22 protein-coding genes are annotated in these 19445 nt (G+C 58.9%); 16 read left to right on the plus strand and 6 right to left on the minus strand.

From position 1 onward, the window contains the following. The first annotated feature begins 1 nt into the window (after position 1). From ACO079_RS07535 to rpmE, 9 genes are all read left to right on the plus strand, one after another. Entirely contained in the window at positions 2-1606 is a 1605-nt protein-coding gene (locus tag ACO079_RS07535; protein WP_421788918.1) for a GMC family oxidoreductase, read from the plus strand. A gap of 7 nt (positions 1607-1613) precedes the next feature. Continuing rightward, entirely contained in the window at positions 1614-3020 is a 1407-nt protein-coding gene (locus ACO079_RS07540) for a coniferyl aldehyde dehydrogenase (protein WP_421788920.1), read from the plus strand. A 17-nt stretch (positions 3021-3037) separates the two neighbouring features. After that, positions 3038-3775, plus strand: coding sequence for an SDR family NAD(P)-dependent oxidoreductase (locus ACO079_RS07545; protein ID WP_421788922.1), 738 nt, complete (start codon positions 3038-3040; stop codon positions 3773-3775). A 22-nt stretch (positions 3776-3797) separates the two neighbouring features. Beyond that, the gene (locus tag ACO079_RS07550; RefSeq protein WP_421788923.1) at positions 3798-4244 is read left to right on the plus strand and encodes a hypothetical protein; all 447 of its coding nucleotides are present in this window, start codon (positions 3798-3800) and stop codon (positions 4242-4244) included. 107 nt (positions 4245-4351) lie between these two features. Then, positions 4352-6667: a penicillin acylase family protein gene (locus tag ACO079_RS07555; protein ID WP_421788925.1), complete on the plus strand. Its 2316-nt coding sequence runs from the start codon at positions 4352-4354 to the stop codon at positions 6665-6667. Positions 6668-6677: 10 nt separating this feature from the next. Further along, on the plus strand, positions 6678-8360 hold the full coding sequence (locus ACO079_RS07560; protein ID WP_421788927.1) for an alkaline phosphatase D family protein: 1683 nt from the start codon (positions 6678-6680) through the stop codon (positions 8358-8360). A 173-nt stretch (positions 8361-8533) separates the two neighbouring features. After that, positions 8534-9529, plus strand: a complete 996-nt coding sequence (locus ACO079_RS07565) for a hypothetical protein (protein ID WP_421788928.1) — start codon at positions 8534-8536, stop codon at positions 9527-9529. 3 nt (positions 9530-9532) lie between these two features. After that, complete coding sequence (locus tag ACO079_RS07570) at positions 9533-10546, plus strand: peptidoglycan -binding protein (RefSeq protein ID WP_421788930.1); 1014 nt, start codon at positions 9533-9535, stop codon at positions 10544-10546. 95 nt (positions 10547-10641) lie between these two features. Further along, the gene (gene rpmE, locus ACO079_RS07575) at positions 10642-10860 is read left to right on the plus strand and encodes a 50S ribosomal protein L31 (protein WP_421788931.1); all 219 of its coding nucleotides are present in this window, start codon (positions 10642-10644) and stop codon (positions 10858-10860) included. 74 nt (positions 10861-10934) lie between these two features. On the opposite strand, the gene ACO079_RS07580 is transcribed toward rpmE, so the two are convergent. After that, positions 10935-11450, minus strand: a complete 516-nt coding sequence (locus ACO079_RS07580) for a DUF1465 family protein (RefSeq protein ID WP_421788933.1) — start codon at positions 11448-11450, stop codon at positions 10935-10937. A gap of 56 nt (positions 11451-11506) precedes the next feature. Further along, positions 11507-11701, minus strand: coding sequence for a DUF1192 domain-containing protein (locus ACO079_RS07585; protein WP_421788935.1), 195 nt, complete (start codon positions 11699-11701; stop codon positions 11507-11509). A 75-nt stretch (positions 11702-11776) separates the two neighbouring features. Between ACO079_RS07585 and ACO079_RS07590 the strand changes: the two genes are divergently transcribed. Both ACO079_RS07590 and ACO079_RS07595 read left to right on the plus strand, forming a co-directional pair. Continuing rightward, positions 11777-12763: an NAD(P)H-quinone oxidoreductase gene (locus ACO079_RS07590; RefSeq protein WP_421788936.1), complete on the plus strand. Its 987-nt coding sequence runs from the start codon at positions 11777-11779 to the stop codon at positions 12761-12763. Positions 12764-12914: 151 nt separating this feature from the next. Next, a complete protein-coding gene (locus ACO079_RS07595) occupies positions 12915-13607 on the plus strand; it encodes a DUF1013 domain-containing protein (RefSeq protein ID WP_421788938.1) in 693 nt (230 codons plus the stop codon). Here ACO079_RS07595 and ACO079_RS07600 read toward each other — a convergent pair. From ACO079_RS07600 to ACO079_RS07610, 3 genes are all read right to left on the minus strand, one after another. Next, positions 13583-14392, minus strand: a complete 810-nt coding sequence (locus ACO079_RS07600; protein WP_421788940.1) for an SDR family NAD(P)-dependent oxidoreductase — start codon at positions 14390-14392, stop codon at positions 13583-13585. The two genes, ACO079_RS07595 and ACO079_RS07600, sit on opposite strands and share 25 nt — an antisense overlap. A 13-nt stretch (positions 14393-14405) precedes the next feature. Further along, a complete protein-coding gene (locus tag ACO079_RS07605; RefSeq protein ID WP_421788941.1) occupies positions 14406-15272 on the minus strand; it encodes a tetratricopeptide repeat protein in 867 nt (288 codons plus the stop codon). Between the two features lie 86 nt (positions 15273-15358). Continuing rightward, positions 15359-15529, minus strand: a complete 171-nt coding sequence (locus tag ACO079_RS07610) for a DUF465 domain-containing protein (protein ID WP_421788943.1) — start codon at positions 15527-15529, stop codon at positions 15359-15361. Between the two features lie 92 nt (positions 15530-15621). On the opposite strand from ACO079_RS07610, the gene ACO079_RS07615 reads away from it, so the two are divergent. The 3 genes from ACO079_RS07615 to ACO079_RS07625 all read left to right on the plus strand — a co-directional run bounded on the left by ACO079_RS07615 (position 15622) and on the right by ACO079_RS07625 (position 16963). Next, on the plus strand, positions 15622-16224 hold the full coding sequence (locus ACO079_RS07615) for a UbiX family flavin prenyltransferase (RefSeq protein WP_421788944.1): 603 nt from the start codon (positions 15622-15624) through the stop codon (positions 16222-16224). Continuing rightward, complete coding sequence (locus tag ACO079_RS07620) at positions 16221-16682, plus strand: TIGR02444 family protein (protein WP_421788946.1); 462 nt, start codon at positions 16221-16223, stop codon at positions 16680-16682. The genes ACO079_RS07615 and ACO079_RS07620 overlap by 4 nt, the downstream gene beginning before the upstream one ends. Positions 16683-16747: 65 nt before the next feature. Next, on the plus strand, positions 16748-16963 hold the full coding sequence (locus ACO079_RS07625) for a YdcH family protein (RefSeq protein ID WP_421788948.1): 216 nt from the start codon (positions 16748-16750) through the stop codon (positions 16961-16963). A 13-nt stretch (positions 16964-16976) separates the two neighbouring features. On the opposite strand, the gene ACO079_RS07630 is transcribed toward ACO079_RS07625, so the two are convergent. Beyond that, the gene (locus tag ACO079_RS07630) at positions 16977-17714 is read right to left on the minus strand and encodes a GGDEF domain-containing protein (RefSeq protein WP_421788949.1); all 738 of its coding nucleotides are present in this window, start codon (positions 17712-17714) and stop codon (positions 16977-16979) included. Between the two features lie 152 nt (positions 17715-17866). On the opposite strand from ACO079_RS07630, the gene purE reads away from it, so the two are divergent. Next, positions 17867-18358, plus strand: coding sequence for a 5-(carboxyamino)imidazole ribonucleotide mutase (gene purE / locus ACO079_RS07635; RefSeq protein ID WP_421788951.1), 492 nt, complete (start codon positions 17867-17869; stop codon positions 18356-18358). 6 nt (positions 18359-18364) lie between these two features. Beyond that, positions 18365-19441 (plus strand): 5-(carboxyamino)imidazole ribonucleotide synthase, encoded by a 1077-nt coding sequence (locus tag ACO079_RS07640; RefSeq protein WP_421788953.1) that lies wholly within the window; start codon positions 18365-18367, stop codon positions 19439-19441. Positions 19442-19445: the final 4 nt, after the last annotated feature.

The raw sequence follows: 19445 nt of genomic DNA on the forward strand, positions 1-19445 counted from the left end.
CGTGGCAGATTTTGCGAATGAATATGACTACATCATCGTTGGCGCGGGCTCGGCCGGGTGCGTCCTTGCTGAACAGCTCACCCGCGACCGCGACGTAACGGTGTGTGTGCTTGAAGCCGGCAAAAGCGATGACCACCCGACGATCCGCACGGCCATGCTTTTAAAGGAGGTCGTTTCCGGCGGGCCTTACAACTGGTCTTACGAAACAGAACCGCAAGCCCGGCTGAACGATCGCCGCCTGTTCTGGCCGCGGGGCAAAACGCTCGGCGGATCCTCGTCGATCAACGCCATGCACTATATGCGCGGCGCGCCGGAAAACTTCGACGAGTGGGGAGAGATGTCGGGCGATCCCGGCTGGAGCTGGGAAGATGCCAAGGCGCGCTTCATCGCACAGGAAAATAACGACGCGTTTAATGGCGGTTTGCACGGGCAAAGCGGCCCCTTGCACGTTCAATCCATCCCGAAGCTGAACCCGCTGACGAAACTCTTCCTGCAAGCCGGCAGCGAGCTTCAATATCCCGAAAACGAAGACTTCAACGGCGAAAAGCAATACGGCTTCGGACCTTATCAGGTGACCATGAACGGGCCGCGCCGCTGGAGCGCAGCGGACGCCTTCCTGCGCCCGGCGATGGAGCGGGGAAATTTGACGATCATCACCGAGGCACTCGGTCACAAGGTGCGCCTCGAGAACAAACGCGCGACCGGCATTGTCGCCGGGATCGCGGGCGAGATCACCGAGCTGACCGCTCGCAAGGAAGTCATACTGGCGGGCGGTGCGATCAACTCGCCGCAACTTTTGCAGCTGTCTGGTATCGGCGATCCGGATTGGTTGAAAGCCGCCGGCGTGACGCCGGAAATCGATCTGCCCGGTGTGGGCCGCAATCTTCAGGACCATCTGGATGTCTCGGCCCTGGCGCAGGTCAAAACGACCGAAGCAATTGGCACCTCCCTGCAGAGATTGCCAAGAATTTTGTACGACGTGGCCCGCTGGATGATCCGCGGGGATGGCGACTTCACGATCAACCCGGTGCAAGGCGGGGCGTTCATTTCATCAGCCGTGGCAGGCGATTTGCCCGACCTGCAGCTCGTCTTCATCCCCGGCTATTCCAATGATCATGGGAAGACCACGATCCATGGCCATGGCATGACCTTGCATGTCTGCCATCTGTATCCGGAAAGCCGTGGAACCATCCGCATCAAAAGCGATGATCCCAACGAATATCCGCTGATCGATCCCAACTATCTCGACAGCGATTTTGACATGACGGCGCTTGTGGATGGCTATGCGAAAGTGATCGACATTTTGCGCGCCCCCGCCTTCACGGACGAGTTCGTCGATTGGAAATATCCAGCCGATCCCGACAGCCGCGACGGGCTGATCACCGACATCAAGGAGCGCGCCCAGACACTTTACCACCCCACCTCGACCTGTGCGATGGGGACGGGAGAGCTGGCCGTGCTCGATTCCAAATGCCGGGTTCGGGGCGTGGAAGGGTTGCGCGTTGTCGATGCCTCCTCCATGCCGCGCCTTGTTGGCGGCAATACCAACGCCCCGACCATGATGCTGGCCGATAAGGCCGGTGAAATGATCCGCGAAAACGCGTGAGGACCAAATGAGCGATACCGACACAAAAGAAATCGAGCGCATGAATCAGCTGTTCGCGGCCCAGAAAGCCGCCTTCGAAACCGACCGCCACCGCGCCTATGAAGATCGCCTTCGCGATATCGATGCGATTGCGTCGCTGAATGCCAAACACAAGGACGCCATCAAGGACGCCGCAGCCGCAGATTTTGGCGTGCGCTCCCGCTGCGAGACCCAGCTGTCGGAAATTTCCTACATGCGCACCGCCGCCGAGCACACGCGACGCCAGCTCTGGAGCTGGATGCAGAAGAAGAAGGTCTCGATCCCCGGCAATCTGAAGCCCGGCAAGGCCTATATCCGCCGCGAACCGATTGGCGTTGTCGGCATTATCTCACCCTGGAATTATCCCTATCAGTTGGCTTTCTCACCAATCCTGGCCGCTTTGGCCGCTGGCTGCCGGGTTATGCTGAAGCCATCCGAATACACGCCCAACATGTCCGAACTCATGAAGTCCATGCTGGCGGAAGAGTTCGATGAAGATCATGTCGCGGTAGTGTTGGGCGGTCCGGACGTTGGGCAGGCCTTCACCACCATCGCGTTCGATCATCTGCTCTATACCGGCTCGACACAAGTGGGCCGCCTGGTTGCCAAAGCCGCCGCTGAAAACCTGACACCTGTCACGCTGGAACTCGGCGGCAAATCTCCGGTCATCGTGGCCGATGATTTCCCGTCTGAAAAAGCCGGTGAGACGCTCGCCTTCGGAAAATTCATGAATGCCGGCCAGACCTGTATCGCGCCGGATTATGTGCTCGCCCCGGAAGGCCGTTCGCGAACCATCGCCGACAGCATCATCGCCCGGGTGCAAAAAGCCTACCCCGATTGGGCGACAGATGAAGACTACACCGCCATCGTTTCCGACAAGCATTATGAGCGCCTGAATGGCCTCATTGAGGAAGCTCGCGCAGGCGGCGCAGAGATCCTGCAAGCCGAAGGCGGCGATCCGGGCAATGCCCGCAAGATCGCGCCGACGGTCGTCTTGAACCCGCCCGAAGACTCCGGGCTGATGCAGGAAGAAATCTTCGGGCCTGTCTTGCCCATCGTGGAACACAACGGCCTTGAAGACGCGATGAAGCGCGTGAATGCCAGGGACCGGCCGCTGGCGCTTTACGTCTATTCAAAAAACAAAAAGACGGCGCGCTCTGTGATCGAAGGGACGATCTCCGGCGGCACGGTCATCAACAACACCATGCTGCACTATGCGGTCGAGGATCTGCCCTTTGGCGGCGTCGGAGCCTCAGGCTATGGCGCCTATCATGGCGAGGCCGGGTTTGAGACCTTCACGCATGCGCGGGCCGTGTTTGAAGCGCCGGTCTGGCATCCCTCGCGCCTGATCCAGCCGCCCTATGGCAAAATCTTCGACGCGGTGGCGAACAAGTAAGGGCGAACACTAAAGCCATGCTCGAAGGAAAAACCGTCCTCATCACCGGGGCCTCCAGAGGCGTTGGCAAGGAAACCGCCCGCTCCTGCGCCAAAGCGGGCGCGCGGGTCATCATTCATTTCAATGCCAATGAATCCGCTGCGAATGAGCTTGCCCGGGAAGTCGCGGCTGTCGGCTGCATCGGCGAAGACCTGTCACAGCCCGGCGCGGCAGACCGGCTTTGGGACTCGGCGAAAGACATGGCTGACGGTGTAATCAACGCTCTGGTCAACAATGCGGGCGTTTACCGGGCGACCCCGTTAAGCGATTCGGGCAGCTGGCAATCCGGTTGGGCTGAGCAGCTTCAGGTCAATGTGATGGCGCCTTGCGAATTAATGCGCAATGCGATCAATGCCTGGGGCCAGGCAGGCGGCTCAATCGTCAATATTGCGTCCCGCGCGGCCTATCGCGGCGATGGTCCGAACCATGCCGGGTACGCGGCTTCGAAAGGCGCGCTGGTCGCTGCCGCAAAGACGCTGGCGCGGGCGCATGCCAAAAACAATGTGCTGATCTACACGCTCACGCCCGGATGGATTGAAACGGACATGGCCCCCTCCCGCGTGGAAGCCCGCGCCGAAGCCGTCAAGGACATCCCATTGGGCCGTGTGGCTCAGCCACAGGAAGTGGCCGCCATGGCGGCGTTCCTTCTGTCAGGACAGTGCGGTTCGGCGACCGGGTCGGTCTTCGATATCAATGGCGCAAGCTACGTAAGGTGATGCTAGCACTTTGGGGACAATGATGCTGAATGCTCTAACAATATCTTTTGTTGCTATACTGCTATCAGGTCAGGAGACCGACGCTAATTTTGATGAAATGCCGTCTCAGGCCTACGCTGCATGGAACTGCGCGTTTCTTGCCGGACAACTGGGTGATGAGCATACAGAGGATGCTCGCGAGCTTTCCGAGCTCGGTTATAGGCTCGCAATCACCTTTCTTGAGGCGGCATTTGAAGATCCAGAAAGCGTCGACACCTCGCGAATGCCGGTCGTCTATTTGTTAAGTCGGCATGGCCCCTCGCCCGATTTCGTTGCTGGGGCTTGGTGGGCCCACACCGCAAATAACGCTGTTGATGAATACTCGCGAGATGATCAACTCAACCCACTTCCTAGCGACACTTGGGAGATGCGAGCTGAATCACTATACCGAGAAAAGAACTGTGAGATTATTCTCCAACTGATGGACTGAAGCTCGCCAGTTTCGTGCGCTAATTCCCGACTCCCCATAGCCGCAAACCCTGCTAGGTTTGTGAGAAGTGAACATCATTCACGATTTGGCTTCTTGGGGGATTGAGTATGCGTTGGGTGATCCGCGGAATTGCTGGCGTTCTGGGTCTGGCAATTTTCATTGTAGCAGTGGCAGCCGGCTACGTTTTCTATCGATTTTCGTCCTCCCAGCCGCGCACAGAAGGGTCGGTGCAGGTGGCGGGCCTGTCAGCGGAAGCCCACATCGTCCGCGACGAATTCGGCGTTCCGCATATCTTTGGCGAGACCGACGAGGATATCTATTTCGCCATCGGTTACGCGCACGCACAGGACCGTTTCTTCCAGATGGATATGATGCGCCGCTATGTGCATGGCGAGCTCGCCGCCCTGCTGGGCCATCTAAATCCGGCAACGCGTTATGCCGATGCCCGATCCCGAAATCGCGGCTATCATCTGGTCGCTCATGCCGCCGTTGAAAATGCCGACCCGGAAATGCGCGCGGCGATCGAAGCCTATGCGCGCGGCGTAAATGCCCGCCTCGCCGAAGGACGGCATCCGCCCGAATACCTGTTCCTGCAAGCCACGCCGGAACCCTGGGAGTTACATGATAGCGCGGCCGTGGTGGTCTACATGGCGGACAGCCTCGCCGCCGGTGAATACGCCGAAGTGGCAAACCGGGAACTTGGGGAAATACTCTCCGCTGAACAATTTGCGGAATTCCTGCCCGGCTATCCCGACTGGGCCCCGACCATGCTGCAATCAGAAGACTTTCCGCCGCTGGAACCCGAAACACCTATCGAGGAGCCAACGACCGAAGCGCAACCGGACTTTGATGATGGCTCCAATGCCTGGGTCTTGTCCGGCGACCACACGGTCAGCGGCGAGCCTCTGCTGGCCAATGATCCGCACCTGTCGCTGGGCGCGCCGGGTATCTGGTATTTTGCGCGGCTTGATCTGCCCCAGGGCGCCGTAGTCGGCGCCACAATTGCGGGTTCACCCCTGGTGGTGCTGGGCCGGAATCAGGTGTCGGCCTGGGGATTTACCAATACCGGTTTCGACGTGATCGACATGCAACCATATGCCGCGGGGTCACTGGCCACGACGACACGCACAGAGGTCATCGAAGTGCGCGGTGGCGAAGATATCACCCTCACCTTCCGCGATGCCGAGAACGGTCCGGTGCTCAATCCGGACTATTTCAATCTTGATGTGTTCGGCGATCAGGATGTCGTGCTGGTTTCTACAGCGCTCAGCCGCGACAACCGCGTGGCGGACGTCTCGCTCGACCTCATGCTGTCGCAAAGCTGGGATGAGTTTGTCGAGGCCGGGCGCGGCTTCACCGCGCCCATGCAGAACATGCACTACGCGCATATCGATGGCACGATTGGCTACACAACACCTGGCCTGCTTCCCATCCGGGACGAGGACGGCAACTGGACGGGCTATGTGCCCTATGAGGAATTGCCGCGCGTGCGCAACCCGATCTCCGGGCGCATTGCCTCGGGCAATAACCGCATCACACCGGACAACTATCCTTACGATACACCCGGCACTTATACGGCCTACCGGGCCGAGCGCATCGAGCAGCGGCTGGATGCGGTCGACCAGCATTCGCCGGAAAGCTTTCAGGACATCATCATGGATGTCACCTCCGCACAGGTGGCCCGCCTCTTGCCCGCTCTGCGTGACGCGCAACCACAGACAGAGGCCGGGATACAAGCCCTCTCTCTGATCCGGGAATGGGACGGGGACATGGCCGCCGTGCGCGCCGAGCCGCTGATTTATTCGCTCTGGTATCGCGACATCGCTGAAGCGATTTACGGCGATGAACTCGGCGAGGATTTCAACCGTTTCCTGTCGTCGCGCCGCGTCTTCACCGAAAATGTTCTGATGGGCAGCGATGATCACTGGTGCGATGACATCACAACAGACGGCAATGAATCCTGCGAACAACGCCTCGGTATCGCGCTGGATGCCGCCATGGCGCGAGGCATTGAACGATTTGGGCCTGATATCGATAACTGGACCTGGGGCAGCGCGCATCAGGCGGTATTTGACCATCCGGTGTTCACCGGATCAGGTCTACCGCTGCTTGAGGACTGGTTTACCGTGCGACAGCCGGTCGGCGGCGATAGTTCAACCGTGAATGTCGCTGTGTTCTCGGTCAGGGCTCAGAGTTTTGATGTCTTTCACGGCCCCTCGCTGCGGGCCATTTACGACCTTTCAGATCTTGAGAGTTCGCGATTCATGCACGCGCCGGGGCAATCCGGGCATCCCTGGTCAGATCATTACCGCGATCTTGCGCCCCTGTGGGCCGCCGGTGAGAGTTTTGAAATGCGCACCGATTGGGGGCCTGAAGATGCGCCGGCAAATATGCGTGTATTGACATTGCGGCCAGCAAACTAGGAGGCACGTTATGGCTATCAGAATTACACGCCGCGGCGCCCTGTTTGGAGCTTCGGGCCTTGCGTTTACCGCAGCCGCCTGCTCAGGCGGACCGCGCCGGCCAGAACCGGAACCACAGACCGGCCCCTTCCGGCACGGGGTTGCATCTGGCGAGCCAGACCAGACCAGCGTGGTTATATGGACAGCCATCACCGATGATTCCGGTGGCGAATATATATTCCAGCTTGCAACCGATGACGCGTTTGAAGACGTCGTTTTCGAGGAGCGCGAAGAGCGCACCTACGTCACGAGCAATGAAATTTCGACCTTCAAAACGCTGGCGACCGGGCTGGCACCCGGAACACGCTATTATTTCCGGATGCTGCACAATGGCATTTCGTCCCCGATTGGCCGGACCCGCACGCTTCCGGAAGGCGCCGTGAGTGAATTCAAATTCGCGGTTTGCTCCTGTTCGAATTATCCGGCCGGTTATTTCAATGCCTACCGGGAGGTCGCGAACACGCCGGATCTCGATCTGGTCCTGCACATGGGCGATTACATCTATGAATACGCCGCCGATGGTTATGCTTCTGAAGATGCCGAGCGCATGGACCGGGTTGTCGACCCGCTGACCGAGCTGTTTTCCTATGGCGACTATGCGCGCCGCTATGCGCTCTATAAGTCCGATCCGGACCTACAGGCCGCCCATGCCGCGGCACCCTGGTTCATGATGTGGGATGATCACGAAACAGCGAATGATGCGTGGGCGACCGGCGCTGAAAATCACAATGACGGCGAAGGCGAGTGGGATGAACGCGTGTATAACGCTTTGCGGGCTTTCCATGACTGGAATCCCACCCGCGAACCGGACGGTCAGATCGGATCGGTTAGACTGGCCGAGATTGGAGATCTCGCAACGCTGGCCGTCACCGAATCCCGCCTTTCGGCGCGAAGCCAGCCGATGGATTTTAGCAATTTTCCGATCCCGAATGATGCAGATCCGGATGATCCAGCCAACCATCAGGCGATCACCGAATGGCGCGAACAGGAAGTTGGCCGGAACGATCGGGAAATGCTGGGCACCGAACAGATCGCAGCGATCGCGGATGCCTATGAAGCCGCCGCAGGGAAACCCTGGCGTTTGCTCGGCGGTCAGGTGCTGCTCGGCCGTGTGGAAGCCCCTAACATGATGGAGGCCCTGCCCGGCTGGCTGAAATTCATCGTTTCAAGGTCCGACGATCTGGCCTGGGGCTATATCCAGCGGTCTCAGTTCGACATTCCGTTTAATCTGGATGCCTGGGATGGTTATGTCGCCGAGCGTGAGCGTCTCTATAACGCAGTTCGCGAAAGCGCTGGCGATATGATCGCTTTTGCGGGTGACAGTCATAATTTCTGGACCAACCAGCTGACCGATAGCGCGGGCAATCGGCTTGGCTTTGAATTCGGCACAAGCTCCATCACCTCACCGTCACCCTTCGAGCGCATCCCCGCGCCCGGCGTCTCTTTCTCACGCATCATCGAAGCGGGGAATGCTGATGTGATCCGCCACAATGATCGCGATAAAGGCTTTGTCCGGGTGACTATGACACCGGACGCGCTCGAAGCCGATTTCGTCACGGTCTCGACCATCAAGCAGCGCGGCTACACAGCCGGGTCAGACAGCCGCTGGCGCGTCACGCGCGGGCAAAACGGGCTGGAAATCGAAGCGGTCTGATCGCGAAACCTTGAGTCAATTCAACCTGCTGAATCGATTCAGTTTTTGCGTATCGGAATGAGATTCCGATTCCGCTTTTTTAACCTGCCGGAATGTTCACTGGCCGCCCTGAAATCGACATGATAGCAAGGCACGACCCTTGGACGGGTGCTGGGAGAAGGAAGGACAGACCGATGCCATCGCGGTTTGAAGAAACAGACAAGCGCGCCATTCCGGACGTGAAATTTACCGGCCCGGGCAGCTATTTGTTCTGGATGACGATCTTCCTTGGCGCGGTTGGCGTCATTGGTGTTTTGCTGATCGGTCCTCTGGAAACTGCGTTCATGGCAAATGTTGCCATTAATGGTCTGATCCTCGGCGTGCTGTTTGTCGGTATCATCTACACCTACCTGCAGGCCCTCTCGATCGGCCCGGCTGCGCGCTGGTTGGTGCGTTTCCGTACAACCGACGACCCGGCAAGCCTCCCCAATCCGCCCAGCATGATTGCGCCCATGGCGTCTATGATCGGAGATACCGGGTCGCGCGCCCGCATGTCTGCGGGTTCTGTCAGAACCGTGCTTGATTCCGTCGGTGCCCGGATGTCGGAAGCAGGCGCTTTCACCCGCTATTTCGGGCGATTGCTGATTTTCCTTGGCCTGCTCGGCACCTTCTGGGGATTGCTGCAGGTCGTCTCGGAAGTCGGCGAAGCGGTACGGGCCGTGACGGCAACCGCCACAGGCGGCGAAGCAGACGTGCTGCGCCTGATGTCGGCCATTGAAGAACCCATTCAGGGCATGGGAACCGCGTTCGCCTCCTCCCTGTTCGGTCTGGCAGGGTCACTGGTCATCGGTTTCCTGGATTTGCAGGCCAGCCGGGCCCAGAACCGGTTTTATAATGAGATCGAAGAGTGGCTGTCCTCCATCTCGCGGGTTGCTGCTGCCGGTCCGTCAACCACGTCGGATGGAGAGATGTCTCCCGCCTATGTAGGCGCTTTGCTGGAACAGACCGCTGAAACGCTCGACCGCTTGGCGCATACGCTTGAGAAACACAATCGCGATCTTGATACGACCATGCGGCGAATGGCGGAGGAAAGCGCCTCCGGCCAGCAGGAAGCCGCGCGCGCCTTGCGCGATGAAATCCGCGTCCTTGTAAGAGCCATCGAGGCGCAGAATCGCAATCGAGGGAACTAGGCGATGAGTTTCGCCCCGCGTCTCTCCCGATTCTCGGAGGCTGATTCCGGTGACCATTGGCCGGGCTTTGTCGATGCGCTGGCGACCTTGCTGCTGGTCATTGTTTTCCTGTTGTCGATTTTTGTGGCCGGTCAGTTCGCCCTCAGCCGGGCGCTCGGCGACCGGGACGAACAGCTCGAAGCGTTAAACCAACAGCTGGCAACCCTCACCGATGAACTGGCTCTCGCCGAAGGTGAGAATCAAAGGCTGGAACAGGAAATGCTCACCCTCCGCGCCACGCTGGCGGACGTTCAGAACGAACGCGATGAGCTCTCTGACCAGCTGGTCGTTGTGCTGGGCCGGTTGGAGGACGTCCAATCGAGACTGGCGCTGGAAGAAGAGGTTACAGCCGGCCAATTGGATCAGCTCACCGCGCTGAACCTGCAAATGCAGGCGCTGCGTGATCAGCTGGCCGAACTTAATAGCCTGCTGGAAGCTGCAGAAGCCCGCGAAGCCGAGCTGGAGAGCCAGATTGTCAATCTTGGCGAACGCCTCAATGTCGCGCTGGCCAGCCGCGCGGCCGAGCTTGCCCGCTATCGGTCTGACTTCTTTGGCCGGCTTCGGGAAATTCTTGGCAACCGGACGGGCGTCACCGTGGTAGGAGACCGATTTGTCTTTGAAACCGACGTGTTATTTGCGTCCGGATCCGCAGCGCTTTCCAATGATGGCCGTGAGAGCTTGCGTCCGATTGCTGACGCAATCGTCCAGCTGACACAGGAAATTCCAGAAGAACTGGATTGGGTGATCCGCATTGACGGGCATACCGATCCGCGCCCGATCCGCACCACCTATCCGTCGAACTGGCACCTGTCGGCTGCGCGCGCGATCTCCGTGGTGAACTGGTTTGAGGATTTGGGCGTCCCGCCGCAACACCTTGTGGCCGCTGGCTTTGGCGAGCATCAACCGATTGCCGATGGCGACACCGAGGAAGCCTATGCCCGCAACCGCCGGATCGAACTGAAACTGACCAGCCGATAGCCGTATCGCGGCTTGCCCTTTGACTTTGGCTCGGTTATAAGCCGCGCCTCATTTGGCGGGGAAACCCGCAGACGACGTTATTGCCGGAGCGCAAAATGCAAAAAGACATTCACCCCGACTATCACTTCATCACTGTGAAGATGACCGACGGGACGACCTTCCAGACCCGCTCCACCTTTGGCAAGGATGGCGACACGCTGACGCTGGATATCGATCCGACCACCCATCCGGCCTGGACGGGCGGTGGCCAGCAATTGCTGGATCGTGGCGGCCGCGTCTCGCGCTTTAAAGACAAGTTCAAAGGCTTCGCCTGATCCGTTATTCGGATATCGGAAACGAGAAAGCCGCGCTTCGCCGCGGCTTTTTCTTTGCCTCATTTCCGGCGTGCCTAGCTGAAGGCGTTTTTCAGCCGGTTGAGCTGATCTTCCACCGGGCTGGCGCCTGACCCTTCGCTATCAAACAAAGAGTCATCAATCCGCTTCAATCGCGCATAGAGTTTGCGGGACCGCGCAGCGAGATCGGTAAGCACGCCAGGGGCAACCTCGCCATCAGCCGGCCAGAGCTCTTCTTCCTCATCATCGTCCGGCAAGCGGTATTGCCCCGAAACAAGTTGATCCGGCGAAAGATCCCCCTCCGAGACCTGCCGCTGAGCAAGCAGCCAGGACGCCGCCTGCATCAGCCGCGTGGTCAGCTTCATGCTTTCGGCGGCATAGGCCAGAGCGCCGGCACGGCCGAGCGCTTTGGCATCTTCCCGGCCCGGACCATCCAGATAACCGGCGGTTTCCTCCACCATATCCATCCCATCCCGGAACAGGCGGGCGAAAAGCTCGCTGCCAGCAAATTCAGCGACGCGCTCGGCCGGATTGCCGGAAGAAAACCCCGTCTCGTTTAGCTCGTCACTCATTTACGCTCACTTTAAATGGTTTTGACCACCGGGTTGCAACCCGCGGGCCAGTTGTATCAACCTTGTTTGAAGACCGCTTCGGCTGCCGCCCGGCCAGACTGTTTCGACGCAATCACGGCATCAATGCGGGAAATCTCGGCCTCGATGGCCGCCTTTCGCTCCTCCAGAGCTTCGATAGAAAAATCAGATAGATCCTCGCCGGGCACAATCGCATCCGAATTGGGTTTTGATGGCGAATCGTCTTCAAACATGGCGGCGTTCCTGCTTGCTGTTTTCGACCCTAGCGCTCACGATGTTTTTTGTCGCCCCCTGACGCGGAGACCGGTTTGGCCAATCCCGAAACGCATCGCATCGCCATCGTTCCTGAACCCGGCGGGCCCGGGAACATCAAAATTGCCGAACGCAGACTGCCAGAGCTCGCTGCGGACGAAGTCCTGATCAAGACCGCCGCTTGCGGCGTCAACAAGCCGGACACGTTTGAACGCATGGGATTTTATCCCCTGCCACCCGGCGCACCCGAGGGGCTGGGTCTGGAAGCTTCGGGTATCGTGCAAGCAATTGGCCGCGACGTGACCCGCTTCATGGCGGGTGAGAAGGTCTGCGCGCTGGTAGCCGGCGGGGGATATTCCGACTATGTGATCGCCAAGCAAGGCAATACGCTTCACGTACCCGACGGGGTCGATCTTTTTTCTGCCGCAGGCCTGCCCGAGACCGTCTTTACAGTCTGGGCAAATGTGTTTGAAGCTGGTCAGCTGAAGGCAGGCGAAATCCTGCTGGTACATGGCGGAGCCGGGGGCATCGGCACGACAGCCATCCAGATGGGCAAAGCGGCGGGCGCGCGGGTTTTTGCCACGGCCGGTTCACCGGAAAAGTGTGCCTTGTGCGAGAATGTCGGGGCAGACCGGGCGATCAACTATCGCGAGGAAGATTTTGGCCAGATAATTGCCGAAGCCGGCGGTGCAAACGTCATCCTCGACATGGTCGGCGGAAATTATGTCCAGAAAAATATCGACTGCGCCGCGTTTCAGGGTCGCATTGTTCAGATCGCATTCCTTCAAGGCTCGCGCGTTGAGGTCGATTTGATGCGCGTCATGCTGAAACAGCTGACGCTGACCGGTTCCACACTCCGCGCCCGGCCCGATGCGGAAAAAGCCCGGCTCGCCAAAGCGATTGAGGAGATCGTCTGGCCATGGCTGAAAAACGGCCAATTGGCAGCACAGGTCCACAAGACCTTCCAGCTTTCAGACGTCGCAGAAGCGCATGAGTTGATGGATAGCGGCGGCCATTCCGGGAAAATCCTGCTCATTCCCTGAGTTTGCGCCCTTTTCAGCCCCCCCACCGCCTTGTATAGACAGGCCAAAGCGCTGATCGAGACCATCCGGTCAGCGTCGGAAGCCTTCAACCACCCGGCATCCGTGCCGGGTTTTTCTATGGCCGCAGCAAATGCGCCGGGAGAGAGTATTCATGACCGAAGTTTTGATGCCGAAAGCCACCGCCGTCTGGCTGGTAGACAATACGGCGCTGACTTTTGAACAGATTGCCGATTTTTGTGGCCTGCACCGCCTGGAAGTCAAAGGCATCGCGGACGGCGATGTGGCCGCTGGCGTGCGCGGCGCAGACCCGATTTCGAACGGTCAGCTCACCCGAGAGGAAATTGCCAAAGCCGAAGCGGATTCAGACTATCGGATGACGGCCATCAAGTCTCGTTTCGACGACCTGCATCAGCCGCGCAAGAAGCGCGGGCCGCGCTATACACCGCTCTCGCGCCGTCAATCGCGTCCGGATGCCATTGCCTGGCTGGTCCGCAACCACCCGGAGCTGACCGATGGCCAGATTTCCAAACTGATTGGCACCACCAAGACCACCATTGAAGCCGTGCGGGAACGCACGCATTGGAATTCGGCCAATATCAAGCCGACCGATCCGGTTACGCTTGGCTTGACGACCCAGCTTGATCTCGACGAGCAGGTTCGCAAGGCCTCGTCGCGCCGTGAAAAAATGGAAGCGGAACGCGCGGCCAGTGGTGAAGCCCCGATCGCCGAAGAGGCGCAGCCAGCATCGGCGGCTCAGGAGGCTGAGCCCGCTACCAGCCTTGATGATGTGAATCTCGAGACGCTGTTTGGCGGAAACAATCAGTCGGATGACGACGCCAGATAATTCAAGGCCAATCTGCCGCCATCCGCATAGATGCATTCACCTGTGATGTAGCTTGCATCTTTTGACGCCAGAAAATGCACGACCCCGGCGACCTCGTCGGGGTCGCCGATTCTTGCGAGCGGCGTCCGCGACATAACCTTGCTCATGGCGCTCCGGTCTTCAAGAACCGCTTTGAGCACATCGGTATTGATACTACCCGGACCCACCGCATTTACGCGTATTCCCATCGGGGCAAGCGCCAATGCCATGGACTTGGTCAGCTGGTTGATGGCCCCCTTGGTTGCGCAATAAGCCAGCTGATCCGCGATTGCGACAACGGCATTCACGGACGACATGTTGATGATCGCATATCGCTTGCGGCAATCGTCTGTCCGTTCGTCATTCTCGTGGATCTGTTCAGCCATCTGCCGGGCAGCCGCGCGGGCAACCAGAAAAGCTCCGGTCAGATTTACCGAAATCACCTTTTCAAAGTCCTCGGGCGGCAAGTTCAAAATGTCGCCCTTGGAGACGATCCCGGCATTGTTGACCAACACATCGACGCGCCCGAATGTTGAGAGCGTCTCGGCCAAGAGGTTTGCGACCGCCAGGCGGTCCGCGACATTGCAGTCAACAAAGAGGGCTTTTTCCTTCTCCGCGCCCAGTTCTTCGGCCAACGCCTTGCCGGCTGTCCTGTCGGTATCAGCGACAACAACCCTGAGCCCGTCTTCGGCAAACCGGCGCGCGCACGCCTTGCCAATGCCATTAGCCGCCCCTGTGACGATAACAACGCGATCGGATGCCGGCATCTAATACTCCTGCTTATTCCGCATTTATGCGGGTGCGAAGATAATCGCGTTCAAGCGTTTCGGAATCCGGATTCAATTCATAGGCCCGCGCATAGAGCTCACGCGCTTCGTCTATCCGGTCCAGACCTTCGAGAGCTGCAGCCCGGGAGTGCACAATGGCGCCATTCTCCGGTTCGGCATCAACCGCCTGATCGCAGATCGGCAAGGCTGTATCGTATTGAGAGTTCATAACCAGCGCCCAACAAAGCGCGTTCAGTGCAAACCCGCTCTCCGGATCAATCTCGACGGCGCGCCGGGCGTTATCAATTGCCTGATCATTGAGATCCAGATCCAGAAGCGCCGCGGACAGATTGATCCAGCCACCGGCCCATTCAGGTTCCAGCCGGGTGACCGTATCAAAGGCTGCGACGGCTTCTGCATTGCGGCCGAGCTCGCCGTACAGACCTCCCAGGTTCAATTGCGTCATGACATCCTGAGGCAGCTCCCGCCGCGCCGCTTCAAGGTCCTCGATCGCCCCATCGGTATTTCCGGTATAGCGGCGCGCAATCCCGCGGTTGCGGCGGACATAGGGATTGTCGAATTCAACGCCCTGTGTTTCGGCAATGGCATAGGCCAGATTGAATTCATGAAGCGCGTCTTCAAAGCGTTCTTCATACAGATAAGCTCCACCCAATCGGGTGTGGATAATCGCTTCGCGCGCAGGCTCCAGCTCGACCGACTCAAGGCAGGCCTCAAAAGACGTGATAGCCGCCTCGGAGTTTCCTTCTGCGAGCGCATCCTCACCATCCTGGCACGGATCGCCCTGTGCGGTCACCGGTCCGGCATCCGAACACGCCTGAAGCGTCAGGACAAAGGAAAGGGCAAGAAGTGCGCGGAACATTCGCAGCTCCAGATTAAGGCGTCTGATCATGCAAGCAGGGCGGCCTTTCGCAAGGCCGCCCTGCTGTAATTAGGTTCAATTTCCCGTTAGTCACCTCGTCGAAGCGACTCTATCTGTTCTTTAAGCTTGAGCTTCTGTTTTTTGAGAGAGGCGAGTTGAAGCGTATCGGATCCCGGTCGTTTGCTTTCCATTTCAATGAGATCATCAAGTTTGTCGTGGCGGGAGTCCAATTCACGGATGTGCGCTTCAATCGTCATATGTCGCCTCCTTGCGCTAAATACATGTCTCAATGTGAATAGAAGCATCGAATGATCTATGTGTCACTTCACATTTGGAAACGGAGCTAGGAATGTCTGAACGCAAGCGCTTGATCGTTGGAATCTCCGGCGCATCTGGCGCAATTTACGGCATTCGCATGCTGCAAGCTCTGAAAGAGCTGGGCATCGAGACGCACCTGGTCGCCTCAAAGGCTGCCGAGATGACGCTCGGCTATGAAACTGAGCTGACGCCACGCGATCTCAAAGCACTGGCGGATTACGCCTACAAACCCTCTGATATCGGCGCTGCCCCCGCATCGGGTTCTTTCAAAAATTTGGGAATGGTCGTCGCCCCCTGCTCTGTCAGGTCGATGGCCGAGATTGCGACCGGCGTCACATCCGGCCTCATCGCGCGGGCAGCAGACGTCACCTTGAAAGAACGCCGCCGGCTGGTGCTGATGGTGCGCGAAACACCCTTTCATCTCGGCCATTTGCGGACCATGACGCAGCTCACCGAGATGGGAGCCATCATTCATCCGCCCTTGCCAGCCTTCTACGCGAATCCAAAAACGCTGGATGACCTGGTCAATCAATCCGTTGGCCGCACGCTGGACCTTTTCGGGCTGGACTGGAAACCGACCCGGAGATGGGGTGAGGACCTTGAGGGCGGCAAGCGCCCTGCGGCAAAAACATGAGCCACGCGTTCTGGGAGTGGTCCCTGGAGCGATACGATCAGCCGGGTGTCGCGTCCGAAGCCATCCAGCTGCAGGATGAATTTGGGCTCAACGTCAATACCTGCCTCTGGTGTGTTTGGCTCGCAGAAGAAGGCCGGGACGCCGCCCCTTTGCTGGACCAGGCCGTTCAGGCGATAGCCCCCTGGTCTATGGGGGTTACCGAAGCCATCCGGGAGGCGCGCAGGAAAGCAAAAAACCATCCGCGTGCCGACACGCTCTATAAGTCCATACTCGCTTGCGAACTCGACGCCGAGCATGTCGAACAAGACATCCTCTTCGAGCTGGCTGCCCATGCACAACCGGCAAGCTTGCCCCCTTTAGAAACCGCCAGGAATGCGCTTGAGCGCTATGCCGAAATGGCCGCCAGCCCGGCAAATTTCGATCCGTTTTTGAAAACCGTTTTCCCAACCGGCAAATAAGTGTAAAAGACGGTTCAATCCGGCGTAACCGGGTCTTTCAGCCAATAACGCAAACAAGAACGGCGATGAGCGAAGACGAATTCCTCGAAAAATCCACCTTGCGGGCCAAGATTGATGAGCTGAAATTCCGCCATCGGTCTCTGGATTCTGAGGTGCAGGCTTTGCAGGAGCTGGGCGTTTCAGACCAGCTGAAGGTCGCGCGCCTTAAAAAGGAAAAGCTTCAGCTGAAAGACCGGATTGCGTCCCTGGAAGATCGGCTGATGCCCGACATAATTGCCTGATAAATCGGACAGTTCAGCCGTCCGCGGCGGCTTTGATCTCTTGTTTGCGGGCATACATGGCTGCATCGGCCTGTGCCATGGCAGCGTCAACTGCGACGCCCGGCTGAAGCGGATGCACCCCCCAGGCAGCATTGATGTGCAATTCCATACCTTCATGCACAAACGCCGTATTCTGGATTTCAGAAGCCAACTCATCGGCTTTGTGCTCGGCCTGAACAACGGTCGTCAGCGTTAAAACTACGCCGAACTCATCTCCACCGAGCCGGCCAACCGAATCAGTCTCCCGCAGATTTCCGGTCAAAGTGGCCGCAACATGATGCAAGGCGGCATCGCCCGCCGCATGGCCATATTCGTCATTGATTTGCTTGAATCCATTCAGATCAAAATAAACCAAAGCGGACGGAGCCTGATGCCGCTCGGCCAATGCGAGCGCCCGCGACACTTCCCGGACAAAGGCGCGGCGGTTCAACACGGGCAATAGCACATCGTGATCGGCCAGCGATTCCAGTTCGCGCACCCGCTTGCGCAAGCGCTCTGTATCCTTACGGAGCTGATCAACCTCGCCCATCAAGGTCAAAAGCGCGCGTTGCACATTTGGGGTCAGCTCGTTCTCTGGCACGCCCATGATCTGGGCGGCATCGCGCGGCGCCGCTGCACCTGCACTTGATGACGCAGAACCGCTAGACGGCGCTTTCGCCGCGTCACCCGTGGACCGCATCTTGTTCAGCGCATCAAAAGGACGAATTCGCATGGGAAATCCCGCATTCGGTCAAACTTGCCGTAAGCTTCCCTCGGCGCGGTTAAGAAAGGGTCAAGGTTAACAAGACGCGAAGCGCTTTTTCTTGACGCAAGGGCGCGCTTGGCTATGTTGCCGCGCTTTCCAAAAGCCGAGGAGGCTTTCTGTTGAGCGCCACATCTCCCCGCATCGCGATTATTATGGGCTCCCGCTCGGACTGGCCGACAATGAAAGCGGCTACTGACGTGCTTGATGCACTGGGCGCGGACTATGAAACGCGCGTGGTCTCGGCCCACCGGACACCCGATCGTATGTCGGAATTCGCCAAATCGGCAAAAGATTGCGGCGTTCAGGTGATCATTGCCGGCGCCGGGGGTGCGGCCCACCTACCCGGCATGGTGGCGTCTATGACGACGCTCCCCGTCCTGGGCGTACCAGTTGAATCTAAAGCCCTGAAGGGCATGGACAGCCTGCTGTCCATCGTTCAGATGCCGGGCGGTGTCCCGGTTGGGACGCTGGCGATTGGAGAACCGGGCGCGAAGAATGCCGGTCTGATGGCGGCGGCCATCGTGGCGCTGTCGGATGACGCGCTCGCCAATCGTCTTGCGGACTGGCGTCAGGCCCAAACGGATCGCGTCCCGGACACGGTTGAAGACTAAACCCGTATGAGCGCCCCCCTGCCTCCCGGATCGGTCATTGGCATTCTTGGCGGTGGCCAGCTGGGCCGAATGCTGGCTCAGGCCGGCGCGCAGCTGGGCTTTGATGTCCAGATTTTTGATCCAGAGCCGGATTGTCCTGCCGCCCGCGTTGCGGCCCGCAGCTGGGCGGCGCCCTGGGACGATCAAGGCGCGATCCAAGCCTTTGCCGGCAAGTGCGATGTCATTACATTTGAATGGGAAAACGTCCCGGCCAGCGCGCTGGAGGCCGCAGAAAGCCGCGCACCGGTCCGGCCGGGCCGGAAATCCCTCGAACTCACACAAGACCGCCTGGTCGAGAAAAACTTCATTCGGGAAGCGGGGTGCCGGACCGTCGATTTTGCCGAAGTGAGCTCCCTTGCCGATCTGGAAACCGCGGTTCAATCCATTGGTCGGCCTTCAATCCTGAAGACGCGGCGCTTCGGGTATGACGGCAAGGGGCAGGCGGTGATTCGGGAGACCACCGACTTTGCGGAGGCTTGGGCTTCTATCGGTGAAAAACCGGCCATTCTCGAAGGCTATGCTGATTTTGATCGTGAGCTGTCCATCGTGGCGGCCCGCAGCTTGGACGGCACAATCGCGGCGTTCCCTTTGGCTGAAAACCAACACGCAGACGGCATACTGCGGCTCTCGAAAGGTCCAGCCGAAAGCAGCGCCAGTACTAAATCTTCAGCCCTTCGTATCGCCGAAGCCATCGGAAACGGGCTCGATCATGTCGGCGTCTTCGCTGTCGAACTGTTTGATCTCGGCGGGGATCTGATCGTCAATGAAATCGCACCGCGCGTCCATAATTCCGGGCACTGGACCATGGATGCGTGCGCTTGTGATCAGTTCGAACAGCATATGCGCGCGGCGGCCGGCTGGTCGCTCGGGCTAACGGACCCCCATTCAGCCTGCGAAATGACCAACCTCATCGGTGACGATGCAGCCCGATGGGGTGAACTTGCGGCAGACCCGGCGGCCCGCCTGCATCTCTATGGCAAACGCAATATGCGGCCCGGCCGGAAAATGGGTCATATCAACCGGCTTTTACCTCTTACCGACTAAACAA

Source organism: Hyphobacterium sp., assembly GCF_965228115.1.
In the GTDB taxonomy this organism is placed as follows: domain Bacteria; phylum Pseudomonadota; class Alphaproteobacteria; order Caulobacterales; family Maricaulaceae; genus Hyphobacterium.

Bases quoted from the DNA above. Each gene is read 5' to 3' on its own strand.
- ACO079_RS07610 (WP_421788943.1), bottom strand. From the start codon at position 15,529: ATGACGATTGAAGCGCACATCCGTGAATTGGACTCCCGCCACGACAAA.
- ACO079_RS07600 (WP_421788940.1), bottom strand. From the start codon at position 14,392: ATGCCGGCATCCGATCGCGTTGTTATCGTCACAGGGGCGGCTAATGGC.
- ACO079_RS07550 (WP_421788923.1), top strand. From the start codon at position 3,798: ATGCTGAATGCTCTAACAATATCTTTTGTTGCTATACTGCTATCAGGT.
- ACO079_RS07620 (WP_421788946.1), top strand. From the start codon at position 16,221: ATGAGCCACGCGTTCTGGGAGTGGTCCCTGGAGCGATACGATCAGCCG.
- ACO079_RS07605 (WP_421788941.1), bottom strand. From the start codon at position 15,272: ATGTTCCGCGCACTTCTTGCCCTTTCCTTTGTCCTGACGCTTCAGGCG.
- ACO079_RS07570 (WP_421788930.1), top strand. From the start codon at position 9,533: ATGAGTTTCGCCCCGCGTCTCTCCCGATTCTCGGAGGCTGATTCCGGT.
- ACO079_RS07545 (WP_421788922.1), top strand. From the start codon at position 3,038: ATGCTCGAAGGAAAAACCGTCCTCATCACCGGGGCCTCCAGAGGCGTT.
- ACO079_RS07625 (WP_421788948.1), top strand. From the start codon at position 16,748: ATGAGCGAAGACGAATTCCTCGAAAAATCCACCTTGCGGGCCAAGATT.
- ACO079_RS07615 (WP_421788944.1), top strand. From the start codon at position 15,622: ATGTCTGAACGCAAGCGCTTGATCGTTGGAATCTCCGGCGCATCTGGC.
- ACO079_RS07540 (WP_421788920.1), top strand. From the start codon at position 1,614: ATGAGCGATACCGACACAAAAGAAATCGAGCGCATGAATCAGCTGTTC.
- ACO079_RS07565 (WP_421788928.1), top strand. From the start codon at position 8,534: ATGCCATCGCGGTTTGAAGAAACAGACAAGCGCGCCATTCCGGACGTG.
- ACO079_RS07640 (WP_421788953.1), top strand. From the start codon at position 18,365: ATGAGCGCCCCCCTGCCTCCCGGATCGGTCATTGGCATTCTTGGCGGT.
- ACO079_RS07580 (WP_421788933.1), bottom strand. From the start codon at position 11,450: ATGAGTGACGAGCTAAACGAGACGGGGTTTTCTTCCGGCAATCCGGCC.
- ACO079_RS07555 (WP_421788925.1), top strand. From the start codon at position 4,352: ATGCGTTGGGTGATCCGCGGAATTGCTGGCGTTCTGGGTCTGGCAATT.
- ACO079_RS07630 (WP_421788949.1), bottom strand. From the start codon at position 17,714: ATGCGAATTCGTCCTTTTGATGCGCTGAACAAGATGCGGTCCACGGGT.
- rpmE (WP_421788931.1), top strand. From the start codon at position 10,642: ATGCAAAAAGACATTCACCCCGACTATCACTTCATCACTGTGAAGATG.
- ACO079_RS07585 (WP_421788935.1), bottom strand. From the start codon at position 11,701: ATGTTTGAAGACGATTCGCCATCAAAACCCAATTCGGATGCGATTGTG.
- ACO079_RS07560 (WP_421788927.1), top strand. From the start codon at position 6,678: ATGGCTATCAGAATTACACGCCGCGGCGCCCTGTTTGGAGCTTCGGGC.
- ACO079_RS07595 (WP_421788938.1), top strand. From the start codon at position 12,915: ATGACCGAAGTTTTGATGCCGAAAGCCACCGCCGTCTGGCTGGTAGAC.